This window comes from Cryobacterium sp. PH31-L1 (assembly GCF_030063145.1).
GTDB lineage: Bacteria > Actinomycetota > Actinomycetes > Actinomycetales > Microbacteriaceae > Cryobacterium.
This window is the reverse complement of the sequence record NZ_JASISM010000001.1, coordinates 636,355-658,307: the sequence shown is the minus strand read 5'-3', so window position 1 is coordinate 658,307 and position 21,953 is coordinate 636,355. Positions and strand designations below refer to the sequence as shown.

Annotated in this window: 21 protein-coding genes; 13 read left to right on the top strand and 8 right to left on the bottom strand. The window is 65.8% G+C overall.

Annotation, left to right across the window (positions count from 1 at the left end; translation table 11 throughout):
• Positions 1–92 precede the first annotated feature (92 nt).
• From QMF22_RS03210 to QMF22_RS03195, 4 genes are all read left to right on the top strand, one after another.
• Positions 93–698 (top strand): gamma carbonic anhydrase family protein, encoded by a 606-nt coding sequence (locus QMF22_RS03210; RefSeq protein ID WP_283450304.1) that lies wholly within the window; start codon positions 93–95, stop codon positions 696–698.
• A 220-nt stretch (positions 699–918) separates the two neighbouring features.
• The gene (locus QMF22_RS03205) at positions 919–2,013 is read left to right on the top strand and encodes a type I restriction endonuclease (protein WP_283450301.1); all 1,095 of its coding nucleotides are present in this window, start codon (positions 919–921) and stop codon (positions 2,011–2,013) included.
• Positions 2,014–2,051: 38 nt separating this feature from the next.
• Positions 2,052–2,546 carry a hypothetical protein gene (locus tag QMF22_RS03200; RefSeq protein ID WP_283450299.1) on the top strand — a complete coding sequence of 165 codons (495 nt, stop codon included), beginning with the start codon at positions 2,052–2,054 and terminating at the stop codon, positions 2,544–2,546.
• Positions 2,547–2,562: 16 nt separating this feature from the next.
• The gene (locus tag QMF22_RS03195) at positions 2,563–3,000 is read left to right on the top strand and encodes a hypothetical protein (protein WP_283450297.1); all 438 of its coding nucleotides are present in this window, start codon (positions 2,563–2,565) and stop codon (positions 2,998–3,000) included.
• On the opposite strand, the gene QMF22_RS03190 is transcribed toward QMF22_RS03195, so the two are convergent.
• On the bottom strand, positions 2,997–3,269 hold the full coding sequence (locus QMF22_RS03190; protein ID WP_283450295.1) for a DUF2277 domain-containing protein: 273 nt from the start codon (positions 3,267–3,269) through the stop codon (positions 2,997–2,999). The two genes, QMF22_RS03195 and QMF22_RS03190, sit on opposite strands and share 4 nt — an antisense overlap.
• A gap of 82 nt (positions 3,270–3,351) precedes the next feature.
• On the opposite strand from QMF22_RS03190, the gene QMF22_RS03185 reads away from it, so the two are divergent.
• The 8 genes from QMF22_RS03185 (at position 3,352) to QMF22_RS03150 (ending at position 15,009) form a co-directional block, all read left to right on the top strand.
• Positions 3,352–4,125 (top strand): putative protein N(5)-glutamine methyltransferase, encoded by a 774-nt coding sequence (locus tag QMF22_RS03185; RefSeq protein ID WP_283450293.1) that lies wholly within the window; start codon positions 3,352–3,354, stop codon positions 4,123–4,125.
• 43 nt (positions 4,126–4,168) lie between these two features.
• Positions 4,169–4,825: an IclR family transcriptional regulator gene (locus QMF22_RS03180; RefSeq protein ID WP_283450291.1), complete on the top strand. Its 657-nt coding sequence runs from the start codon at positions 4,169–4,171 to the stop codon at positions 4,823–4,825.
• A gap of 23 nt (positions 4,826–4,848) precedes the next feature.
• The gene (gene hutU, locus QMF22_RS03175; protein WP_283450289.1) at positions 4,849–6,513 is read left to right on the top strand and encodes a urocanate hydratase; all 1,665 of its coding nucleotides are present in this window, start codon (positions 4,849–4,851) and stop codon (positions 6,511–6,513) included.
• 2 nt (positions 6,514–6,515) lie between these two features.
• Complete coding sequence (locus tag QMF22_RS03170) at positions 6,516–7,706, top strand: allantoate amidohydrolase (protein WP_283450287.1); 1,191 nt, start codon at positions 6,516–6,518, stop codon at positions 7,704–7,706.
• Positions 7,703–9,025, top strand: coding sequence for a formimidoylglutamate deiminase (locus QMF22_RS03165; RefSeq protein ID WP_283450284.1), 1,323 nt, complete (start codon positions 7,703–7,705; stop codon positions 9,023–9,025). The genes QMF22_RS03170 and QMF22_RS03165 overlap by 4 nt, the downstream gene beginning before the upstream one ends.
• The gene (gene hutI / locus QMF22_RS03160; RefSeq protein ID WP_283450283.1) at positions 9,022–10,188 is read left to right on the top strand and encodes an imidazolonepropionase; all 1,167 of its coding nucleotides are present in this window, start codon (positions 9,022–9,024) and stop codon (positions 10,186–10,188) included. The genes QMF22_RS03165 and hutI overlap by 4 nt, the downstream gene beginning before the upstream one ends.
• A complete protein-coding gene (locus QMF22_RS03155) occupies positions 10,185–12,332 on the top strand; it encodes a S9 family peptidase (protein ID WP_283450281.1) in 2,148 nt (715 codons plus the stop codon). The genes hutI and QMF22_RS03155 overlap by 4 nt, the downstream gene beginning before the upstream one ends.
• A 121-nt stretch (positions 12,333–12,453) precedes the next feature.
• On the top strand, positions 12,454–15,009 hold the full coding sequence (locus tag QMF22_RS03150; RefSeq protein WP_283450279.1) for a DEAD/DEAH box helicase: 2,556 nt from the start codon (positions 12,454–12,456) through the stop codon (positions 15,007–15,009).
• Between the two features lie 6 nt (positions 15,010–15,015).
• Here the strand turns inward: QMF22_RS03150 and mgrA are convergent, their stop codons facing one another.
• The 6 genes from mgrA to QMF22_RS03120 all read right to left on the bottom strand — a co-directional run bounded on the left by mgrA (position 15,016) and on the right by QMF22_RS03120 (position 20,220).
• Positions 15,016–16,041: an L-glyceraldehyde 3-phosphate reductase gene (gene mgrA, locus QMF22_RS03145; protein ID WP_283450277.1), complete on the bottom strand. Its 1,026-nt coding sequence runs from the start codon at positions 16,039–16,041 to the stop codon at positions 15,016–15,018.
• Complete coding sequence (locus tag QMF22_RS03140) at positions 16,038–16,796, bottom strand: glycosyltransferase (protein WP_283450275.1); 759 nt, start codon at positions 16,794–16,796, stop codon at positions 16,038–16,040. The genes mgrA and QMF22_RS03140 overlap by 4 nt, the downstream gene beginning before the upstream one ends.
• The gene (locus QMF22_RS03135; RefSeq protein ID WP_283450273.1) at positions 16,793–18,193 is read right to left on the bottom strand and encodes a bifunctional PIG-L family deacetylase/class I SAM-dependent methyltransferase; all 1,401 of its coding nucleotides are present in this window, start codon (positions 18,191–18,193) and stop codon (positions 16,793–16,795) included. The genes QMF22_RS03140 and QMF22_RS03135 overlap by 4 nt, the downstream gene beginning before the upstream one ends.
• Positions 18,187–19,212: an acyl-CoA dehydrogenase family protein gene (locus QMF22_RS03130; RefSeq protein ID WP_283450271.1), complete on the bottom strand. Its 1,026-nt coding sequence runs from the start codon at positions 19,210–19,212 to the stop codon at positions 18,187–18,189. The genes QMF22_RS03135 and QMF22_RS03130 overlap by 7 nt, the downstream gene beginning before the upstream one ends.
• A gap of 44 nt (positions 19,213–19,256) precedes the next feature.
• Positions 19,257–19,745, bottom strand: coding sequence for a Dps family protein (locus tag QMF22_RS03125; protein ID WP_283450268.1), 489 nt, complete (start codon positions 19,743–19,745; stop codon positions 19,257–19,259).
• A 151-nt stretch (positions 19,746–19,896) separates the two neighbouring features.
• Entirely contained in the window at positions 19,897–20,220 is a 324-nt protein-coding gene (locus QMF22_RS03120; protein ID WP_283450266.1) for a hypothetical protein, read from the bottom strand.
• Positions 20,221–20,357: 137 nt separating this feature from the next.
• Here QMF22_RS03120 and QMF22_RS03115 point away from each other — a divergent pair, with 137 nt between their 5' ends.
• Positions 20,358–20,915, top strand: a complete 558-nt coding sequence (locus QMF22_RS03115; protein ID WP_283450264.1) for an MOSC domain-containing protein — start codon at positions 20,358–20,360, stop codon at positions 20,913–20,915.
• 103 nt (positions 20,916–21,018) lie between these two features.
• On the opposite strand, the gene QMF22_RS03110 is transcribed toward QMF22_RS03115, so the two are convergent.
• The gene (locus QMF22_RS03110; protein WP_283450262.1) at positions 21,019–21,861 is read right to left on the bottom strand and encodes a DarT ssDNA thymidine ADP-ribosyltransferase family protein; all 843 of its coding nucleotides are present in this window, start codon (positions 21,859–21,861) and stop codon (positions 21,019–21,021) included.
• Between the last annotated feature and the right edge of the window lie 92 nt (positions 21,862–21,953).

Below are 21,953 nucleotides of genomic sequence, written 5' to 3'. Positions count from 1 at the left end.
CTGCGGAACGCCCACCCTGGCGGTCAGATTTTGCCTGAGAACCATCGGATCAAAATCGGGCGAGGAGGCTCGAAGGTCGATATTGTGTTTGCATGCTGATCGAACATCGCGGAAACCGGCCGGTCGTGCACGAGTCCGCCTACATCGCGCCCACCGCGGTGGTGAGCGGCGAGGTGACGATCGGTGCCGGGGTTCGTATCCTGCACGGGGCCGTGGTGACCGCCGAGGACGGCCCGGTCGTGTTGGGTGAAAACGTGGTTGTGATGGAGAATGCCATAATTCGGGGCAGGGCGGGGCATCCGTCGCTCGTGGGTAACTCGGTCATGATCGGGCCGCACGCGCACGTGAACGGATCGACCATTGGAGCGGATGCCTTCATAGCGACCGGCGCAGCGCTCTTCCCCGGTTCGGTGATCGGCAAACGCGCCGAGGTGCGCATCAATGGGGTCGTACAGATCAAGAGCCGGCTGCACGACGGTGCCGTGGTGCCGATCGGGTGGGTGGCCGTGGGCGACCCGGCGCAGATTCTGTCGCCGGATCGTCACGACGGGATCTGGGCCATTCAGCGCGGACTCAACTTCATGAGCATTGTCTACGGTGTGAGCCGGGACGAGTCGATGCGCGAGGTCATGTCGCAGCAGTCCGACTACTACGGCGCACACCTGAGCGATCGGGTCATCGACCCCGACACCGACTGAACTACGCACTGGCCGCTACTGGCGGTCAAGGCAAAGCTTTGTATACAAATTGAGAATTTCGTATATGCGTATGTGGAGGTACTTGTGGCCGTCACCAGCATCGACATCGATCCTGACCTGTGGCGTGAGCTCACGGAGGCCTACGTGAGGCTTTAGGCTCGTCCGGGACGCTGATTGTTTCGATAAGGTCGAAGGTAGCGATCCACAAACCGGGGGAATTATGGAATTTGCAGAACTAATTGGGGCATTGGCTCTCAAGGTGCGCAACCAGCGCGCAGCAATTCAGACTGAAGAAGCAACCAAAAACGCGTTTATCATGCCGTTCATCTCGACCATTTTGGGCTACGACGTTTTCAATCCATTGGAAGTTGTCCCCGAATTTACGGCCGATGTCGGCGTGAAAAAGGGCGAGAAAGTTGACTATGCGATTATGCGCGACGGTGAGGTCCAGATCCTCATCGAATGCAAGAAATCCACGGAAGCGTTGAAGATAGAACACGCCTCGCAACTCTTCCGTTACTTCGCGGTCACCAATGCGCGTATCGCCGTTCTCACAAATGGCGAGATTTACCAGTTCTACACGGACCTGGATGCACCCAACCGCATGGACGAGAAGCCGTTTCTGGTTCTCGACTTGATGGACATCGACGACACACTGATTCCGGAACTGCGGAAACTCACCAAGGAAGTCTTTGATCTGGACTCGATCATCAACTCGGCTGAAGAGCTCAAGTACATTGGTCAAATCAAGCGCACTATCGCAGCTCAGTTCACGGAGCCCGAGGATGACTGGATTCGATTCTTCACGACACGTGTCTATGAGGGTGCGTTTACGCAGAAAGTCCGAGAGCAGTTTACTTCCTTGGTCACAAAGTCTACGAAGCAGTTCCTGAATGACCAGGTTAATGACCGCTTGAAGACGGCGTTAGGCGGGTCGAACTTCTCAGGAGCCTCAGCAACAGAGGGCGGTGTCATCAACAGCCACGACATTGTTGAAGTTGATCTCGCCCGTGACACCGAGATCGAGACGACCCTTGAGGAGTTGGAAGGGTATCAAATCGTTAAGGCGATTGCCTGCAGCGAGGTGAAGCCTCAGCGAGTGATGCACAGGGATTCCAAGTCGTATTTCGCCGTTCTTCTCGATGACAACAATCGTAAGCCGGTCGCTCGACTTCACTTCAACGGAAAGAAGCAGAAGTATCTCGGAGTCTTCGACGCTGAGAAGGTTGAGACTCGCCACCCTATTGAAAGTCTCGATGAGATCTATCTATTTGCGAATGACATCCGCGAAACGATTAAGAGTTATCAGGACTAGGTAGGTTCACGTCGATCTCCGCATTTTAAGTTCGAGGCATGATGGTTCACCGTTACTGGCCTGTTGTGCTTCTGGCTCCGGTAATCGGGTTTCTACTGGCGGCCGTCGTGTTCGTCGTGATGGCCCTGGGCGGTAATGCTTGGATCCGTTCCGGGGCGAGTGTCGAAAGCGTCGCGCGGGCGATTCTGTTCTTCGGTTCCGTCGGTCTGGCGGTCAGTCTCGCCGCTCTGATCGGCGGCATCATCGTGGTCGCGTGCGTCGACCGGCCCCTCGAGAAAACGTCGGGTGCGCGCACAGCATCGGCCGCTCTGGGGGCGGCCAGCGGCGTGCTGGTGCTCGGGATCGTTTTCGCGACGGTGCAAGGAACAATTGGCGAGAGTTGGGCATACCTGATCATCACCTTCACCCTGGTACTCGCCGCTGCGGCGGGCATCGTGGCCGCGCTTCTGGTGTACCGGGCGGAACGGCGGAGCGAGCGCCCCCCGCCGACGCGAGGGGAGCATCCGCTGCCCCGTGCGTGGGTGGAGTTCTAGAACGTAGGGTGGGCACATGATTATTCGGCGTTACTGGCGCATCGCGGTGTTCGCACCGTTCGTGGGGTTTCTCCTCGCGGCTGTCGTGGCGATCATCATGACGAACGCCGGGAGCGGAGAAACCGAGTATCGATATTGGTTTCTGGTGCTGTCGATGGCAAATTACGGCGTGATCGGCGCGGTCATAGCGCTGTGCGCGATGCTGGGCGGGCTAGCCGCCGTGGCGATTCTCGATCGACAACTCACGAAATCGCGACGTACGCGCACCTTCACCGCTGCTTTCGGCTCGGTCGTCGGCGTGCTGCTGTTGTCGGGAGTGGTGGCCGTCGTACTGACCGTGCTCGACGATGCGGCCTACACCGGCATCACTATCGCCTTCGGCCTGGTTTTCGGCCTCGCTGCCAGCGTCGTTGCCGCCGTCATGGTGCTCTGGGCGGACTGGCGCAGCCTCTAGGCGGCGGCAAACCGCTTCTGGGATCGCGCTTTGGCCTTCTCAGCCTCGATCTCACGGTTCTTCGGCGGCGCGACACTCACCAGGTCTTCGAGCAGGTGCCGGGAAATGTGCGCGATCTCGCGGACAGCACGGTCGAACGCCTCGGCGTTCGCCTTCGACGGATGCGTGGAGCCGCTGATCTTGCGCACGTATTGCAGCGCGGCCGCGTGCACCTCGTCGTCGGTCGCGGCCGGCTCAAAATTACTCAGGACATGAATGTTTCGGCACATACTTTCAGGGTAATCACGCTTCGCCCCGCCTTCAAGACCCGGGCGTAGGATGCCTCTGCTCGGCTTCGACAGGAGACGTCCTATGCCCGTACCCGACCTGGCTTCTCTCACTGCCCAGCTGCGCGCCGCTGGCTGCGTCTTCGCCGACGAGGAGGCGGGCCTGCTGCTGTCGGTCGAGCAGTCGCCGGGCGACCTCGCCGTCATGATCGCGCAGCGCGTGCACGGGGTGCCGCTCGAGCAGATTCTCGGCTGGGCCGAGTTCTGCGGCCTGCGTATTCTGGTCGGTCCGGGAGTGTTCGTGCCGCGGCGACGTACCGAGTTTCTGGTGACGCAGGCACTCGAGCTGTGCCCACGCGACGCTTTTGTCGTGGATCTGTGTTGCGGATCCGGCGCCGTGGCGACCGCGCTGGCCACTGTGCGACGCGACGTGAGTCTCTACGCGACCGACATCGACCCGGTGGCCGTGGCCTGCGCCCGTCGCAACCTGGTCGATCGCGGTCAGGTGTTCGAGGGCGACCTGTTCGCGCCGCTGCCCGCGTCGCTCCGGGGCCGGGTCGACGTCATCGTGGCCAATGCACCCTACGTGCCGACCGATGAGATCGAGCTGATGCCGATGGAGGCTCGCGACTATGAGCCGCGGGCATCGGCCGATGGCGGCGATGACGGCCTCGATATTCAGCGAGGCATCGGGGCATCCGCTTCGCAGTGGCTCTCCCCCACCGGCTGCCTGCTCGTTGAAACCGGGCAGCGCCAGGCCCCGCAGACCGCGGAGATCTTCAGCCGGAACGGGCTACTCCCCCGCATCGTTCGGAGCGAGGAGCTGGACTCGACCATCGTGATCGGCCTTGCCATCTAGTGAAATCAGTGTTTTACTGAGTGCACATGAAGGGACGAGATCGATGGAGAAGGCCGACAGCACAACCCGCACAGCGGAGCGCGCCCTGACACTGCTGAGCGTGGTCTGCGAGGGCGGTTCGGTCACCCTCGGCGACGCGGCCAAGGCCGCCGACCTGTCGCCGAGCACAGCGCTGCGGCTGCTGCGAACTCTCGAATCGACGTCGTTTGTGCGGCGAGACGATGCCGGACTCTATCGGCCCGGCACGGCCATCGTTCGGCTCGGTGTGCTCGCGCTCAGCCAGGAATCACTCGTCGCCGTCTGCCGAGAACCGATGAATCGCATAGTTGGAGAGACCGGTGAATCCGCGTATCTGAGCGTTGCGGCCGGCGACGGTCAGGGGCTCTACATTGCCATCGTCGAAGGCACCCACTCGGTGCGACACGCGAACTGGGTCGGCCGTCGCTTTCCCGTGGAGTCGAGCGCGTCGGGCCGGGTGCTCGCCGGTGCGACCGACGACAGCGGATACTGCGTCGTCAGCGATGGCGTCGAACAGGACGTCACCGCCATCGCCGTGCCCATCCGGGTGGGTGAGCGCGTCGTCGGAGCCCTGAGCGTGGTCGTCCCCAGCTACCGAGTCACCGCGTCCAGCATCGAGCACATGGCGCGGGTCCTACTCACTGAAAGCAGCGCGCTGTACCGCGCCGAAGCATCCGTCTAATTCTGTAGTCAAAGGAGATTCGCATGACGACCACCCACACGGCACGCCCCGTTCGCGCCGCGCGCGGCACCGAACTGACCGCGAAGAGTTGGCAGACCGAGGGCCCGCTGCGCATGCTCATGAATAACCTCGACCCTGAGGTTGCCGAGCGCCCCGACGACCTCGTCGTCTACGGCGGAACCGGCAAAGCCGCCCGCAACTGGGAGTGCTACGACGCGATCGTGCGCACCCTCGAAACCCTCGAAAAAGACGAAACGCTGCTCGTGCAGTCCGGCAAACCGGTCGGGGTGTTTCGCACCCACGAGTGGGCGCCGCGGGTACTCATCGCAAACTCCAATCTCGTGGGCGACTGGGCCACCTGGCCCGAGTTTCGCCGACTCGAGCACCTGGGGCTCACCATGTACGGGCAGATGACCGCCGGATCCTGGATCTACATCGGCACCCAGGGCATTCTGCAGGGCACCTACGAAACCTTCGGCGCCGTCGCAACGAAGAGGTTCAACGGCACCCTCGCCGGCACCCTGACCCTGACCGGCGGGGCCGGCGGAATGGGCGGCGCGCAGCCGCTCGCCGTCACCATGAACGACGGCGTCGTGCTCATCGTCGACGTCGACCCGGCGCGGTTGCAGCGCCGCGTCGATCACGGTTACCTCGACGAAATGACCGACGACATCGACGATGCCATCTCCCGGGTGCTCGCGGCCAAAACCGAACGCCGCGCCCTGTCGGTGGGTTTGGTCGGCAACGCCGCGACCGTGTTCACCGAGTTACTCGACCGCAAGGTGCCGATCGATATCGTGACCGACCAGACCAGCGCGCACGATCCGCTCTCCTACCTGCCCGAAGACGTCACGGTTGAGGAATGGCACGCCTATGCGGCCGCGAACCCCGACGAGTTCACCGTGCGCGCCCGCGCCGCGATGGCCAAGCAGGTCAAGGCCATGGTCGAATTTCAGGATGCCGGAGCCGAAGTTTTCGATTACGGCAACTCCATTCGGGCCGAGGCGAAGCTCGGCGGTTACGACCGGGCTTTCGACTTTCCGGGGTTCGTGCCGGCCTACATTCGACCGCTGTTCGCGGAGGGCAAGGGGCCGTTCCGATGGGTGGCGCTCTCCGGTGACCCGGCCGACATCGCGGCCACCGATAGAGCCATACTCGAGCTGTTCCCCGACGATGCCGGGCTGCACCGCTGGATCACCAAGGCCGAAGAAAAGGTGCAGTTCGAAGGACTGCCGGCCCGCATCTGTTGGCTGGGCTACAAGGAACGTCACCTCGCCGGCCTGAAATTCAACGAGATGGTCGCCTCTGGCGAACTCCGCGCGCCGATCGTGATCGGCCGCGACCACCTCGACTCCGGCTCGGTTGCCTCGCCCTACCGCGAGACCGAGGGTATGAAGGACGGCTCGGACGCGATCGCTGACTGGCCGCTACTGAACGCACTGCTCAACACCGCGTCCGGCGCGACTTGGGTGTCGATTCACCACGGCGGCGGCGTCGGAATCGGCCGCAGCATCCACGCCGGGCAGGTCATCGTCGCCGACGGCACGGCGCTGGCCGCCGAGAAGATTGAGCGCGTACTCACCAACGATCCCGGCACCGGCGTCATGCGTCACGTCGACGCGGGCTACGAACGGGCCGAAGACGTGGCCCGTGACCGCGGTCTGCGTGTGCCCATGTGGGAAGACTAAGCATGCTCACCGGTCTCGCCGAGATCACTGATGTCGGCCGCGACCCCCGGCGCGGAGGCTACTCGCGCCACCTCTGGCAGGCGGCCGACCTCGAACTGCGCTCCTGGTTCATCGAGCGCGCCGAGCGCCTCGGCCTCGATGTCGAAACCGATCGCAACGGCAACCTCTGGGCCTGGTGGGGCCAGCCCGGAACGGATGCCGTCGTCACCGGCAGCCACCTGGATTCAGTTCCCGGCGGCGGCGCCTACGACGGGCCGCTCGGCGTGGTGTCCGCCCTGGAAGCCATCGGGCGGCTGCAGGCGAGCGGATTCGTGCCGTCGAGGCCGTGCGCCATTCTGATGTTCGCCGAAGAAGAGGGCTCCCGCTTCGGCGTCGCCTGCCTCGGCTCTCGGCTGTTGGCCGGCGCCATTGACGCCGACCAGGCCCGGGCGCTCACCGACCGTGACGGGGTCACGCTCGCCGAGGCCGCGCAGAAGGTCGGCGTTGACCCGGCGCACCTCGGCGTCGACCGCGATGCGCTCGCCCGCATCGGACTGTTCCTCGAACTGCACGTTGAGCAGGGCCGCGGCCTGATCGACCTCGGCCAGCCCGTCGCCGTGGCATCGTCCATTCTCGCTCACGGACGCTGGCGACTCAGTGTCACCGGCCAGGGCAATCATGCCGGTGGTACCACCATGAGCGAGCGCCGCGACCCGATGGTCGCCACCGCCGCCGCCATCGTCGGCGTGCAAACCGCCGCCCGGAATCGTCCCGGCACCCGGGCGACGATCGGTCGCATCGAAGCCATGCCGGGCGGCACCAACGTCATCGCCAGCCGCGTCACCGCCTGGCTGGACGCCCGCGCCGAAACCGACCAGGAAACCCGCCTACTCGTGGCCGACATTGCAGAGCGCGCCCAGCAGGCCGCCGCGCAGAACGGATGCTCCGCCACCCTCACCGAGGAATCCTGGGCCGGCGCGGTGCAGTTTCAGCCCGGCCTGCGCGCGCGGTTTACCCAGGCCCTCGGCCAGGTTCCCGAACTGGCCACCGGAGCCGGCCACGACGCCGGCGTGCTCGCCGCCCAGGTGCCGAGCGCGATGCTGTTCGTGCGCAACCCCACCGGCATCTCGCACGCGCCGGAGGAATTCGCCGAGATGGCAGACTGCGTGGCCGGCGTCGATGCCCTGGAACTGTTGCTGAGAGAACTACTGTGAGCGGATTCTGGTGCGAGAACCTGCTGATCGACGGCCGGGCCGTCGCGGGGGTGCGGCTGGAAGTTGACGCCGACGGACGCCTCGCGCGGGTTCAGCCTGGGGCGGTGGCGGAGGCGGCGGACATCCGTCTGGGTATGGTCGTGCCGGGGTTTGGCAATGCGCACTCGCATGCTTTTCACCGGGCGCTGCGCGGCCAGACCCACGCGGAGGGCGGAGACTTCTGGCTCTGGCGTGAGCGGATGTATCGGGTCGCCGCCCAGCTCGACCCGCCAAAGTATCAGGAGCTGGCCACAGCGGTGTTCGCCGAGATGCTTGTCAGCGGTTACACGGCGGTCGGCGAGTTCCACTATGTGCATCATCACGACGATGGCACACCGTATGCGACCGAGCACGCCATGGAACTGGCGCTTGCGGCGGCGGCGCGGGCCGTCGGCATCCGTTTGGTGCTGCTCGACACCGTCTACCTGCAGGGTGGCATCGGTCGGAAACTGGCACCGGAGCAACAAGCGTTTGGCGATGGCAGTGCCGCCGGCTGGCTGGCCCGCTGGACGTCGCTGAACAAAGCGCTGGCCGGCGACGATCTGGTCACCGTCGGGGCGGCCCTGCACTCGGTGCGCGCGGTCACGCCCGACGCGATGCGCGAGGTGCTCGCCGGGCTGCCCGGCGAGATTCCCCTGCACATTCACCTCTCCGAGCAGCCGCAGGAGAACGCGGATTGCCTGGCGGCGTACAGTTTGACCCCGGCCGGTCTGCTCGATTCCCTCGGGGCACTCGCGCCGCGCCTGAGCGTCGTCCACGCGACCCACCTCAGCGACGACGACCGAGCACGTCTCGGCGACGCGGGGGTGAGCGTCGTCATGTGCCCGACCACCGAGGCTGACCTCGGCGACGGCATCGGCCCGGCGCTCGCCCTGGCAGTAGCGGGTGCCCCGATCGCGCTCGGCTCCGATCAGAACGCGGTCATCGACCCGTTCCTAGAGATGCGGGGCCTGGAAATGGGCGAACGGCTCGCCTCCCACCAACGCGGACGGTTCACGCCGGCCGAGTTGCTGAACGCGGCATCGACCGCCGGCTATGCCGCCCTGGGGCTCGGCCGCCACCGGCTGCAGGTCGGTGATCCGTGCGATCTGGTCGAGATCAGCACGACCGGCGTGCGCACGGTCGGGTCGTCGCCGGAGCAGTTGCCGCTAACCGCGACGGCCTCCGACCTGCTGCGCGTGTTCGTCGGCGGGCGCCTGGTCGCCGAGTGCGGTCAGCTGGTTGGCGGCGAGCGACCGGCAACGCTCCTGGCCGACGCGCTCGCTAGGCTCGACGAATGACCGAGTTGATCACCGGAATCGGCGAACTCACCACGCACGACGACTCCGGCGAGCGCCGGCACGACGCAGCCCTCGTGATCGGCGACGGTCGCATTCTCTGGATCGGCCCGGCCGCCCACGCTCCCGCCGCCGATCGCCAAACGGATGTCGGTGGCCGCGCCGTTCTGCCCGGCTGGGTCGACACGCACACCCATCTCGTGTTCGGCGGGGACCGCTCGTCCGAGTTCGAAGCGCGCATGACTGGCCAGGCCTACGCCGCCGGCGGCATCAACACGACCGTCGCAGCGACTCGCGCAGCGAGCGAGACCGAGCTCGTGGCCACGGCCCGCAGCCTGCGCCACGAAGCCGAAACCCAGGGCACGACCTTTCTGGAGACCAAGACCGGGTACGGGCTCGACGTTGAAAGTGAGGCTCGGTCGGCGCGGGCCGCCGCCCAGGTGGCCGATGTCGTGACCTTTCTCGGTGCCCACATCGTGCCCACCGGCATCGATCGTCGGGACTACCTCGAGCTCGTGACCGGGCCGATGCTCGCGGCTGTACTTCCCTCCGTGCAGTTCATTGATGCGTTCTGTGAGCAGGGCGCATTCGATGTCGAGGAGACCCGCGAGGTGCTGCTGGCCGGCCGTGCCGCCGGCCTGGGATTGCGGGTGCACGGCAATCAGCTCGGATTCAGCGGTGGTGTGCGGCTCGCCGCCGAGCTGGGCGCCCACAGCGTTGACCACTGCAACTACCTGGAACCGGCCGATATCGACGCGCTGGCCGCATCGACCACGGTCGCCACCCTGTTGCCGGCCTGCGATCTGTCGACCCGGCAGCCGTTTCCGCCGGCCCGCCGGCTGCTCGACGCCGGCGTGAGCATCGCCCTCGCGACCAACTGCAATCCGGGCACCTCGTACACGACGTCGATGCCGTTCTGTGTGGCGACCGCCGTGCTGCAGATGGGTCTGACCGTCGGAGAGGCCGTCTGGGCGGCCACCCGCGGGGCAGCCCGGTCCCTCGGCCGCGACCAGGGAGCGGATGCCGTCGGCTCCCTGGTCGTCGGTGGCCGCGCCGACCTGCAGGTTCTGAATGCTCCGTCGATCTCACACCTGGCGTACCGTCCCGGAGTGCCGTTGACCGCTGGAGTGTGGAAGCAGGGCGTGCGAACTACGCTGGGGGGATGACCTCTGGCCCGATCACCCCTCCCGTCGCCGCTCCCGTCGCCACCAAGAAGCCGCACCGCCGCGAACACCACGACGACGTCTACATCGACGACTACGAGTGGTTGCGCGACAAGGACAGCCCCGAGGTCATCGCCCACCTCGAGGCCGAAAACGCTTACACCGAGGCCCGAACGGCCAATCAGGAGCCACTCCGGCAGCAGATCTTCGACGAGATCAAGAACCGCACCCAGGAGACCGACCTCAGCGTTCCGGTGCGTCGAGGCGATTACTGGTACTACACCCGCACCGTCGAGGGTCAGGAATACGGCATCCACTGCCGGGCATCGATCAGCGGCCCGGATGACTGGGCGGCGCCGGTACTCGGTGACGCTCAGCAGAGTGTCCCCGGCGAGCAGATTCTGCTCGACGACAACGTTGAAGCCGAAGGCCACGAGTTCTTCTCGCTCGGCAGCTTCGATCTGAGCGACGACGGCACCCAGCTGCTCTATGCCGTCGACGTGGAGGGCGACGAACGCTACACGATTCGGGTGCGCACGATCGCGACCGGCGAAAACCTCACGGACACGATCGAAAACACCAGCGCCGGCGCCCTGTTCGACCCGAGTGGACGCTACGTCTTTTACACAACCGTCGACGACGCCTGGCGCCCCGACACCGTGTGGCGGCATGAAATTGGCACCGCACGAGACACTGATGCCAGCATTTTTCACGAACCCGACGAACGATTTTGGGTGGGAGTCGGAATCACCCGCAGCCGCAAGTTCCTCATGATCGAGGCCGGGTCGAGCGTCACGACCGAGTCCTGGGTGCTCGACGCGAGCGACCCGACCGGCGAGTTCACCGTGGTCTGGCCACGGCAGGACAACACGGAATACGACGTTGAGCACGCCGTCATCGCTGACGAAGACCGCCTGCTGATCGTGCACAACAGCGGCAGTGCAGTGAACTTCGAGCTGGTCAGCGTAGCCGCCGAAGACCCGCAGGGCGCTCAGCGGATGCTGCTGCCCCACGACCCCGAGATCCGCCTCGAAGGCGTCGACGCCTTCGCCGACTTTCTCGTCGTGGAGTACCGCCGGGACGGCCTCACCCGGCTCGCCATCGACCGCCAAGACGCGAGCGGACTCACCGAATTGGACTTCGACGAACCGTTGTTCGCCGTCGGCTCGGCCGGCAACCCGGAGTGGAACCAGCCCACCCTGCGGTTCGGTTTCACGAGCTTCGTCACCCCGTCAACGGTCTACGACCTCGTCGTTGCGACGGGCGAGCGCCGCCTGCTCAAACAGCAGCCCGTGCTCGGCGGCTACGACGCAACGCTCTACGAACAACGCCGGGAGTGGGCCACCGCCGACGACGGCACCCGTGTGCCCATCTCGCTGGTCTACCGCCGCGACCTCGTCACGCCCGGCACCCCGGCGCCGACCCTGCTCTACGGCTACGGATCGTACGAGCACAGCATCGACCCCGGGTTCGGCATCGCCCGGCTCAGTCTGCTCGACCGCGGCATGATCTTCGCCATCGCGCACGTGCGCGGCGGCGGCGAGCTCGGTCGTACCTGGTATGAAAACGGTAAGACGACGACCAAGCGCAACACCTTCACCGACTTTGTCAGCTGCGCCCGGCACCTCATGGACGCGGGCTTCACCACCCCCGACCAACTGGTCGCCGAGGGCGGAAGCGCCGGCGGCCTGCTCATGGGCGCCGTCGCGAACCTCGCGCCCGAGCTGTTCTCCGGCATTCTCGCCGAGGTTCCGTTCGTCGACGCCCTCACCTCGATTCTCGACCCGTCGCTTCCGCTCACCGTGATCGAGTGGGACGAATGGGGCGACCCGTTGCACGACGCGGAGGTGTACGCCTACATGAAGTCGTACTCCCCCGTCGAGAACGTGCGACCCGTCGCCTATCCGGCAATTCTGGCCGTGACCAGCCTGAACGATACCCGGGTGCTGTATGTCGAGCCGGCCAAGTGGGTGGCCAAGCTGCGCGGAGTGGGTGCGGATGCCCTGCTCAAGACCGAAATGTCGGCCGGCCACGGCGGCGTCTCCGGTCGGTACAGTGCCTGGCACGAGCGGGCATTCAACTACGCCTGGGTGCTCGATGCCGCCGGCCTGCTCGAGAGTGACCGCGCGGGGAATGCCAGAAGCTGACGACACCCCGGCTTGGAAGCGGCTAGTGCTGCCGCCGGAAGCGCCGCGCGGGGCATCCGCTTTACCGCGAATTGGCAATTTTGGGCAGCCGCGACCGCCAACCACTGGCCCGAAAGTGCCGATGGGGCTGCAGTTCGAGCTGCGGGAGCAGACTCCGCGCACCAACGACCGTTGGCGGGGGCCGACCGCCAAGGCCGTGAAGACCCTCGTGGCCGGGCATGGCGATTACCGGCTCGGCGTACGGCCGGTCATCCACAACGCCCAGGGTAACTGGGTGCGCAGTAATGTCACCTGGAGCCACCTCACCTTTCAGCTGAACCGGTTCAACCTCGATCCAGAGCACCACCGTTGGATCTCGCAGTTTGCCGCCCTCTACAAAGCCGTGCGCGAGGTCTACACCAGCCAGGAAACCGACTGGATCTACCTTGACAACTTCACCAGCCCACTGCTCTGGCCGCTGCTGGGTGAAGCCGAACAGCTCGGCATCGGCTTCGTCGGCAACAAGAAGGATGTGATCGTGCGGGTCGGTTCGCTCGCCGAAATCAGCCTCGATGCTTCCCAAACGGATGCCGCCGGCCCGCTCACCCTGCAGGCCCGCCTGCAGATCGACGGAGCCCCGCACCCGCTCTCAGCCGCCGGAATCATTGCTGGCCACGGCCTCTACAGCGTGCGGTTCGGCACGCCGACCATGTTCACGCTCGCGCCGACCGCCGGCCCGCTGAGCGACGAGCAACGTCACTTGGTCGGGCAGGTCGACGCGGCGAGTGTTCCCGCCGCTGACACGGCCGAGTTTCTGGGCACCGTGTACCCGTCCCTACAGCGCCGGGTCGCGGTCACCAGCACGGATTCATCGGTGCACTTTCCCGCGGTGCTGCCCGATAATTTTGAGCGCACTGAAACGCCGCACCTCGTGATCACGACCGTGGAGACCGACCAGCGGGACTGGTTCGACCTCGGCGTGATCGTTACCGTCGGCGCGATCACCGTGCCGTTCGGGCCGCTGTTCAAGGCACTCGCGAAGGGCCAGACCCGCCTGAAACTGGTGGACAATAGCTATCTCTCGCTGCAGCAACCCGAGTTTGAGCAGCTCCACGAGCTCATCAACGAGGCCCGAGCCCTGCAGGAATGGGAAACCGGCCTGCGCATCAGCCGCTACCAGGCCAGTCTGTGGAGCGATTTCGAGGATCTCGCCGACGAGACCGTGCCTGCCGTGTCGTGGCGGGCCGCCGCTGCCGGGCTGAAAGACCTGGCCGGAATCGACCCGGTTGAGGTGCCCGCCGACGTGCAGGCCACCCTGCGCCCGTACCAGCAAGAGGGCTTCGCCTGGCTCGCCTTCCTCTGGAAACACCAGCTCGGCGGGGTGCTCGCCGACGACATGGGGCTCGGCAAAACGCTGCAAACCCTGGCACTGTTGGTGCACGCGCGCACGTCGCGACCGGGGCCGTTTCTGGTGGTGGCGCCGACATCCGTTGTCACGAACTGGCTCAACGAGGCGACCCGGTTCACGCCCGGGCTGCGCGTGCGCACACTCACCGCGACCGAGGCCAAGAGTCGTACCCTGATAGCCGATGTCGCCGCCGACGTCGACGTGCTGGTCACCTCCTACGCCCTGTTCCGGCTCGATTTTGACGCCTACCAGGCGGTGTCCTGGGCCGGGCTCGTTCTGGACGAAGCCCAGTTCGTGAAGAACCGCACCAGCCGTGCGTATGCCTGTGCGAAAGAAATCAACACACCGTTCAAGCTTGCGATCACGGGCACCCCGCTCGAGAACAATCTGATGGACCTGTGGTCGCTGTTCAGCATTGTGGCACCGGGCCTGTTCGCGTCGTCGCGCAAATTCACCGAGGAGTACGTGCGCCCGGTGACGCGCGGGGAGAGTCCGGAGCAACTCGCGAAGCTGCGCCGGCGCATCCGCCCGCTGATTTTGCGCCGCACCAAGGAGGTCGTCGCGCGCGATTTGCCCCCTAAGCAGGAACAGGAACTGCAGATCATTCTGAATCCGGCGCACCAGAAGCTCTACGACACCTTCCTGCAGCGCGAAAGGCAGAAGCTCTACGGTTTGATCGAGGAGCTCGACAAGAACCGGTTCATCATTTTTCGCTCGCTCACCCTGCTGCGGCTGCTCAGCCTCGACGCCTCGCTCGTCGATAAGAAGTATGCCGGTGTGCGCTCGAGCAAGCTCGACGCCCTGTTCGAGCAGCTCGACGATGTCATTGCCGAGGGGCACAGGGCCCTCATTTTCAGCCAGTTCACCTCCTTTCTCAAGCTCGCCGCCGCCCGGCTCGACGCGAAGGGCGTTCCGTATTGCTATCTCGACGGGTCGACGCTGCGCCGCAGCGAGGTGATCGACCGGTTCAAGAGCGGGGCCGCGCCGGTGTTCCTGATCAGCCTCAAGGCCGGCGGCTTCGGTCTCAACCTCACCGAAGCCGACTACGTGTTTCTGCTCGACCCGTGGTGGAACCCGCAGACCGAGACACAGGCCATCGACCGCACGCACCGCATCGGCCAGACCCGAAATGTGATGGTGTACCGGCTGGTCGCCACCGGCACCATCGAGGAGAAGGTGGTGGCGCTGCAGAAGCAGAAGTCCCAACTGTTCAGTTCAGTTCTCGACGACGATGCCATGTTCAGCACCGCGCTGACCGCCAATGACATTCGCGGTCTGCTCGAGCCCTGACCGGGGCTAAACGTCGCTCGAAGCCGCCCACAGGTTGATGCCGTTGTCGACGGCGTGCACGTCGATGGCGGTGAGTTCCTCGGCGCTGAACTCGAGGTTCTGCAGCGCCCCGACGTTGGTTTCGAGCTGGGCGACCGACGAGGCCCCGACCAGAGCGCTGGTCACTTCGGAATTGCGCAGGATCCAGGCCAGTGCCATCTGTGCGAGGGACTGGCCACGCCCGGAGGCGATCTCGGTCAGCGCCCGAATATGCACGAGCGCCTCGGGGCTCACCATGGACTTGTTGGCCGATCCGTCCCTGGCGACCCGGGAATCGGCCGGGATACCGCCGAGGTAGCGGTCGGTGAGCAGTCCTTGGGCCAGCGGTGAGAACGCGATGCAGCCGGCGCCGATGTCTTCCAGGGTGTCGAGCAGGTCGCCCTCGACCCACCGGTTGAACATGGAAAACGAAGGCTGGTGAATCAGCAGCGGCGTGCCGAGATCGGCCAGAATCGCCGCGGCCTCGCGGGTGCGTTCCGGCGAGTAGGAGGAGATTCCGGCATAGAGGGCACGGCCGCTCGTCACTGCGGTGTGCAGGGCGCCCATGGTCTCTTCGAGCGGAGTGTCGGGGTCGGCGCGGTGGGAATAGAAAATGTCGACGTAGTCCACCCCCATGCGGGAGAGCGACTGGTCAAGGCTCGACAGCAGGTATTTGCGGCTGCCGAAGTTGCCGTACGGGCCCGGCCACATGTCGTAGCCAGCCTTGGTGGAAAGCACGACCTCGTCGCGGTGCGCCGCGAAGTCTTCACGGAACAGCTGACCGAAGTTGGTTTCGGCCGATCCGTAGGGGGGCCCGTAGTTGTTGGCGAGGTCGAAATGGGTGATGCCGAGGTCGAATGCGCGGCGCAGGATGGCTCGCTGCGTTGCGAGCGGCTTGTCATCACCGAAGTTCTGCCACAGGCCCAGCGAAATGGCGGGAAGCTTCAGGCCGCTACGTCCGGCGCGGCGGTAGGGCATGGACTCGTAGCGGGATTCATTCGGAAGATAGGTCATCGGTTCATCATTCCATTCTTCCGGTCGGCGTCGACATGATCACGCAGGTATCCGGCGAAACCGGCCGGGGCCCGACCGATTCGTCGCCCAGAGGTCAGCACGGGAATCAGGGCCGTGCGGGCCTCGACCACCCCGAGATTGCGCAGCGCTGCCACGAGCAGAACGTCTTCGTCTCGGTCGACGGGCGCAAATTCCCCGGCAGCATCGTAGCTGTCGGCCCGCACGCCCAGGTTGGCGCCGTGAACGTGCGGATGCCCCTCGCCGATCGTGTGCAGCTCCTCCCAGCGCAGCAGTTCGTGTGCGGCCAGATCGTCGTCGGGCTGCACGGTTCCGAGCACGAGCTCGGCCCCGTTACGGGCCAGGGCGAGTTGGGTGACCAGCCAGTTCGGCGGCACGGCCGAGTCTGCATCGGTCGTCGCGATCCAGATCTGCGAAGCGGATGCCAAGCCATCCGCTCGTGAAGGCCCAAGCCGCCCCAGCGCGCGCCGAATACCGTCGCGGCGGGCGACGCCGACCGCTCCCGCCGCGATCTCGTGGCGATGAAAAGCGGTCCAGTGGGCGGCGACGCGCACGGACAAGTCGGTGCATTGGTCGAGCACCAGAACCACGAGTACTCGCGGCCGTTCCGGCTCCGGCACGACACTCAGCGCGTCGATTGCCGCGGACAGCGCGGTCAGGCAGCGCGGTAGCAGCCGCTCTTCGTTGCGCACGGGAACGACGATGACCACGTCTGTGATCGGCAGGGGTCCGGTCACGGCACCAGCCCGTCGCGCTGGGCCACCGACAGGGCCGGCCGCTGCTCGTAGACTTCCAGTACGAAATCACGTTCCAGATGGTGCACGGTGCGCTGCAGCCCCACCACGTGGGTCAGTTGAGCGTGCACCGCGTCGCCGGTGAGCGGGTAATCGGCGACCGGATGCCGCCAGTGGCAGGCCACGAGCACCCCGCCAGCAGCGAGACTGGCACGGCATCGTTCGAGAAGGCGGCGCAGGTCCACAGCCGAGCAGTAATACCCCACCTCCGACAGCACGATCAGCCCGAACTCGCCCTCCGGCCAGTCCCCCGGCAGAGTTCGGCGCTCAAAACTCACTCCCGGGCGGCCCGCGAGCCGTTGCCTGGCAATGACGAGCGGCTGCTCGACCAGATCGACTCCCAGCACGGTGTCACAGCGGTCGGCCAGTTCAGCGGTGAGCACACCGGTGGAGCAGCCCAATTCCAACGCTGTACCAAACCGCTGTCGGGGCAGGGCCGCGATGAGGGCCGCTCGCTTACGTTTCTCATACCACCGGGTTTCAAAACCCCACGGGTCGGGGCCGGACGAGTAGACGGTGTTGAAATACCCAGCGGTGAGGGTGCGGTCGGGGTTGGCGCGGGCATCCGCTGGTGAGTTGGGCCGCGAACCCACCTCGATCAGCGTTTCAAATTCGCGCGCGAAGTGCGCCCGAAAGCCGGGCGGCACGACGGCTTCATCGCCGGGGGAATCCGACAGGGGCCCCACCTGGCTGCGATGCAGGGCGAGGGCACGAGCTTTGGCCTTGCGTTCGGCGGGCTTCAACTGAAAGAGCCGAACGGTTTCAGCAGACCACACCGCATCCTCGGGGCTCGACCAGTGCCAGGCCCAGATCGGATATTCGAACAGGCGCGCCCGGCGTTCACGCACGGCGCGTTCCGCGGCCGCACTGGCTGCAGCATGATCCGGATGCCCGTCGGCGTGCCACGGCGCTACCACCCAGGTCGAGTCGCCCGCATCACCGATCGCCTCGGCGATCGCGCCCTCGGCGACGGCCACGTGCTCCGCCAGCTTGCCGTCGGGAAGTTCCAACAGGTGAACCTGAGCGTTCGGGGCGAGGTGAGCGAGGGCATCCGTCACCTCAATGCGGCGGATCTGCGCGAGTCTGGCCGCGTCGTGGGTCTGCGATTTCGGGTGCGACGCCTCGCCGTTACTGAGGACGATCACGACGATCGGCAGCCCGAGCCCGGCGACATGGGCGATGAGGCCGCCGACACCGAGACTCTCGTCGTCGGGATGCGCTGACACGACGACCAGACGCTTGAGGGTGTCGAGGCCAAGAGCACTGAACCGATCGGGCCAGTGGGCCGCCTCCCAGGTCTTCTCGGGCGTACCGCTGTCGGAATGATTGAACGTCACCATGGCGCACTCCCCCTCGTCACGAGCAGGTGGCCCAACGCCGCATCGTCGCGCTCGGCGTGATGCTGGCGCACATACAGCTGCAGGTCGGCGAACCGCTGGGTATGCCGGGCATCGAGTGCCAGTGGGGCCGGACCCAGCGCATGCCCAATATGGAATATAACCTCGTCGACGGTATGCGCGACGAGTCCGCGCACGCGTGCGGCGAGCAGGGCACCGGCCGGCCCGTCGGCGGCACCTTCATCAATGGCTGCTGCGGCTGCCGCGAGTACCTGTTCGCATCCGGTCACGGCCAGATCGACGGCCCCGAGGTGGGCGAGAGCGATCTGGTCGGGAGTGCGGCTGTGGACGGAATCGAACAACGTGCGGGCGAGGCCGACGGCACCGCCCCACCAGACGGCGGCCACACCGATACCGCCCCAGGCGAATCCCGGTCGGCTCAGGTACCACCCGTCGCCGCCGACCGGATCGGCAGCGACGTGCGAGAAATCGACCGGGCCGCTCGTAACCTGGGCGAGTCCGCGGGCCACCCAGGCGTCGTCGTGCACGGTCAGCCCGGGTTGACGGAGATCGACGGCGAACAGCCGTCGGCCGATGGTGCCGTCCGGGCGAGCAACGTGCGCGGTCACGAGGGCGTGGCTGAGAAGTCCGGCGAGGGAACACCACGGCTTGACGCCGTCGAGTCGCCATCCGCCATGGCCTGGCGTTGCTCTGAGCGTCATTTCTGGTCCTTCGGCCGCAAAGACACCCCAGGTTTGGTCGGGCCGGGCCGGGTAGCCCGCCTGGTGGAGTATCGCCAGCGCGTCGAGGTGAGCTTCGACGACCCGTGCCGCGGTGAGGTCAGCGGCGCCGACCGTCGACAGGGTGTCAAAGAGCAGTGCGGTGTGTCCCTCCCCGGGTCGGGGAACGGATGCGAGAGAGCTCGCGAGCGTCAGCGCCCGCCGCGCGTCACCGTTGACCGCGCCGGACGCGGTGGCCAGATCATCGCGAACAGCCGGACGCGGATGAGATTCAAGCCTCATGACAACCCTCTCGACTCACGAAGCCTCGTTGTGTGCAGTGCTCGTCAGGAGGAGCGGTGGGCGGACTTCACCGCGGACCGCTTGCGCGGTTTGCGGTTCTCGGCGCTGACCATCCAGGAGTACTGCTCGAGCTTCTCGATAAATGCGTGCAGGATGTCCGCGCTGGTGGGGTCTTCCTCGTCGACCTCATCGTGCACCTTGCGCATATTGTCGACGACGGCATCGAGGCGTTCGGTGATGAGCGTCACCGTCTCGGCGGTGTCGACTTCTCCGTCGGGAAACTTGGGCAGGTGGGTGGTTTTGGTGACCGTCTCGCTGCGGCCGTCGGGCATGGCGTCGAGGGCGCGCATGCGCTCGGCGACTTCGTCGGAGAATTCGCGAGCGTCGATGATGATTTCATCGAGCTGCAGGTGCAGGTCGCGAAAGTTCTTGCCGACGACGCTCCAGTGGGCTTGCTTGCCCTGAACGTGCAGCTCGATCAGGTCGACCAAAACGGACTGCAGGTTGTTGCTGAGAGTTTCGGAGGCGTGCATGGTGTCCTTTCAATCGGGGAGATTTGCCTCGAGACCATATCACCGCCGCGGAATCTGGGCCACAATGCCATCACCCGACCGAGGGCCGCAGACCCGACGTGCGGCCCCCGGCAGCCGGGCGGCACGTGCCAGACGGGTGACCGCGTCAGACTCAGTCGGCGGAAGCCGCACGTGGTGGCCGCGGTTTGCTGTACTTCTTGTGCGCGGTCTGCGGGGCGGTACCGAGGATGCGTGCGATATCGGCCCAGGTGCCGCCGCCGTCGTGCATGGCGGTCACGGCCGCGGTAACTCGAAGGTTGACCTCGGCCCGGTCGCGCACCGCTCGTTCCAGTTCTCGCTCGAGCGCGCGGTAGGGGCGCGCGATATACGGTGCCGGTTCGTCTGCGCGTTCGACGGTTGGATCGGTTCCAACCGGCGGCGCAGGTGCGGTCACGGTGCGGTACTCGTCGGGCTGGCCCGGGGCAACACTGGTCATCGGCAACCTTTCCACTGATGCAATGTAGGCCCGGCAAGTTGCCGCGTCAACTGCTTGACACAAACATTTTGACGCCTGCGCTGTCGGTGTTGTCCATGTCTCTTCGAACGTGCGTGCGCTGTGGCAGAATCGGGGGCATGACAAGTGACGGACCCGCTGGCACGGTTGTTTCCGTCAGCCGTGATGACGAGCACCGCTTCAGCAAGCCGGTGGTGAGCAGCATCCGTTTGCTGGCCGGATTCGGCGTCGAGGGTGACTCGCACTCTGGTGCCACGGCGCAACACCGCTACCTGAAGAAGCGCAACCCGTCGGCTCCGAACCTGTGCCAGGTGCACTTCATTGCAGCCGAACTCTTTGACGATCTCATAGCTACCGGCCACATCGTGGCTCCGGGCGAACTCGGCGAGAACGTGACGACTGCCGGAATCGACCTGATGCAGCTGCCACTCGGAACCCTGCTGCACCTCGGTGCCGAGGCTGTTGTGTCGATCACCGGCATGCGCAGTCCGTGTTCGCAGATCAACGCGTACCAACAAGGCCTGATGAAGCAGCTGATCAAAACGGATGCCGCCGGTACCGTCGAGCGCCGCGGCGGCATCATGGGCGTCGTGGTCACCGGCGGTGTCGTGCACCCGGGCGACGGTATTCGGGGGGAGCTGCCCGCCGGCGAGCACCTGCCCCTCGGCGTGGTCTAGTCTCGAACGTTTGCGCGCCGGCCCGCCACCGGGCCACCTTACATCCGCGGGCCCAGTTTACAAACGGGCCCGGGTCCCGTACGGAAAAAGTGGCCCGACCTTACTACAGGGCGTCAGCGGAAGTGTGGAACCACGGCGGGTAGACCGCGACCTTGGGCTTGAACGCGCTGAGCTTCAGGGTGCCGCGCACGGTCTCGCGCACGTTGTCGTTGCAGACGCCGATCAGCGTGATCAGTTCCATCGGCACGGCGCCCGGAACGAGCAGTTCGGCGTCAAGAATCATCGCGCCGTCGGCCTCGGCGCGCAGGGTCTGCAGCATGCGCTCGGCGGTGGCCGGCGTGGCGCCGAATCTGGTGAGCGCTCCGGCGGCGTCACCGTTGGTGACGGCGACCACGCTGGGAACGAGGGGAGCCCCGTCGTCGGCCGGAGCTGCCACTGCTGCGAGACCGTCGTTGATCTTCTTGACCGTGCTGACGAGCATGACGAAGTCGAAGGCCTCGGAACCGTGTGCGTCGAGCGCCAGGCGCGGGTCAGCGGCTTCGGCGCGCACGCTCTCCCACACGGTCGCGTTGGGCGACAGGAAGAACGGCACGTACTCGGCAACACTGCGACCGTCGCCGGCCACCAGCGCCGCCCGGCGCAGCTCGCGCGTGGCCGGGGCTGAGATGTCCACGACCGGACGGGTCGACAGGGCGTCGTCGGCCAGCAGGCGCCCGTCCTGCAAAATCGCGGCGAGGTTGCTGATGTGGGTGAGGTGATACACGCGCTGCTCATCGACATTGTCGGTGGAAACCTTCTCGGCCCGCACCGGACGCGGGGCTCCGGCGACGCGAACCGGGCGAGGCGCGCGAGCGGCGGGCATGGCCGCGGTCGGCAGCGGGTCGCGCAGTGAAGACAGCTTCGGCGCGCGGGTCTTCTTCACCGGGGTGAGGGGTTCAGTGACCACTTTGGGATAGCACAGGGCGCACAATTGGCCCTCGAGTCCGTGGATGCATTCGTCGTCCAAGAGGGTAGAACCTTTCGTTTTGCGTACTCGCG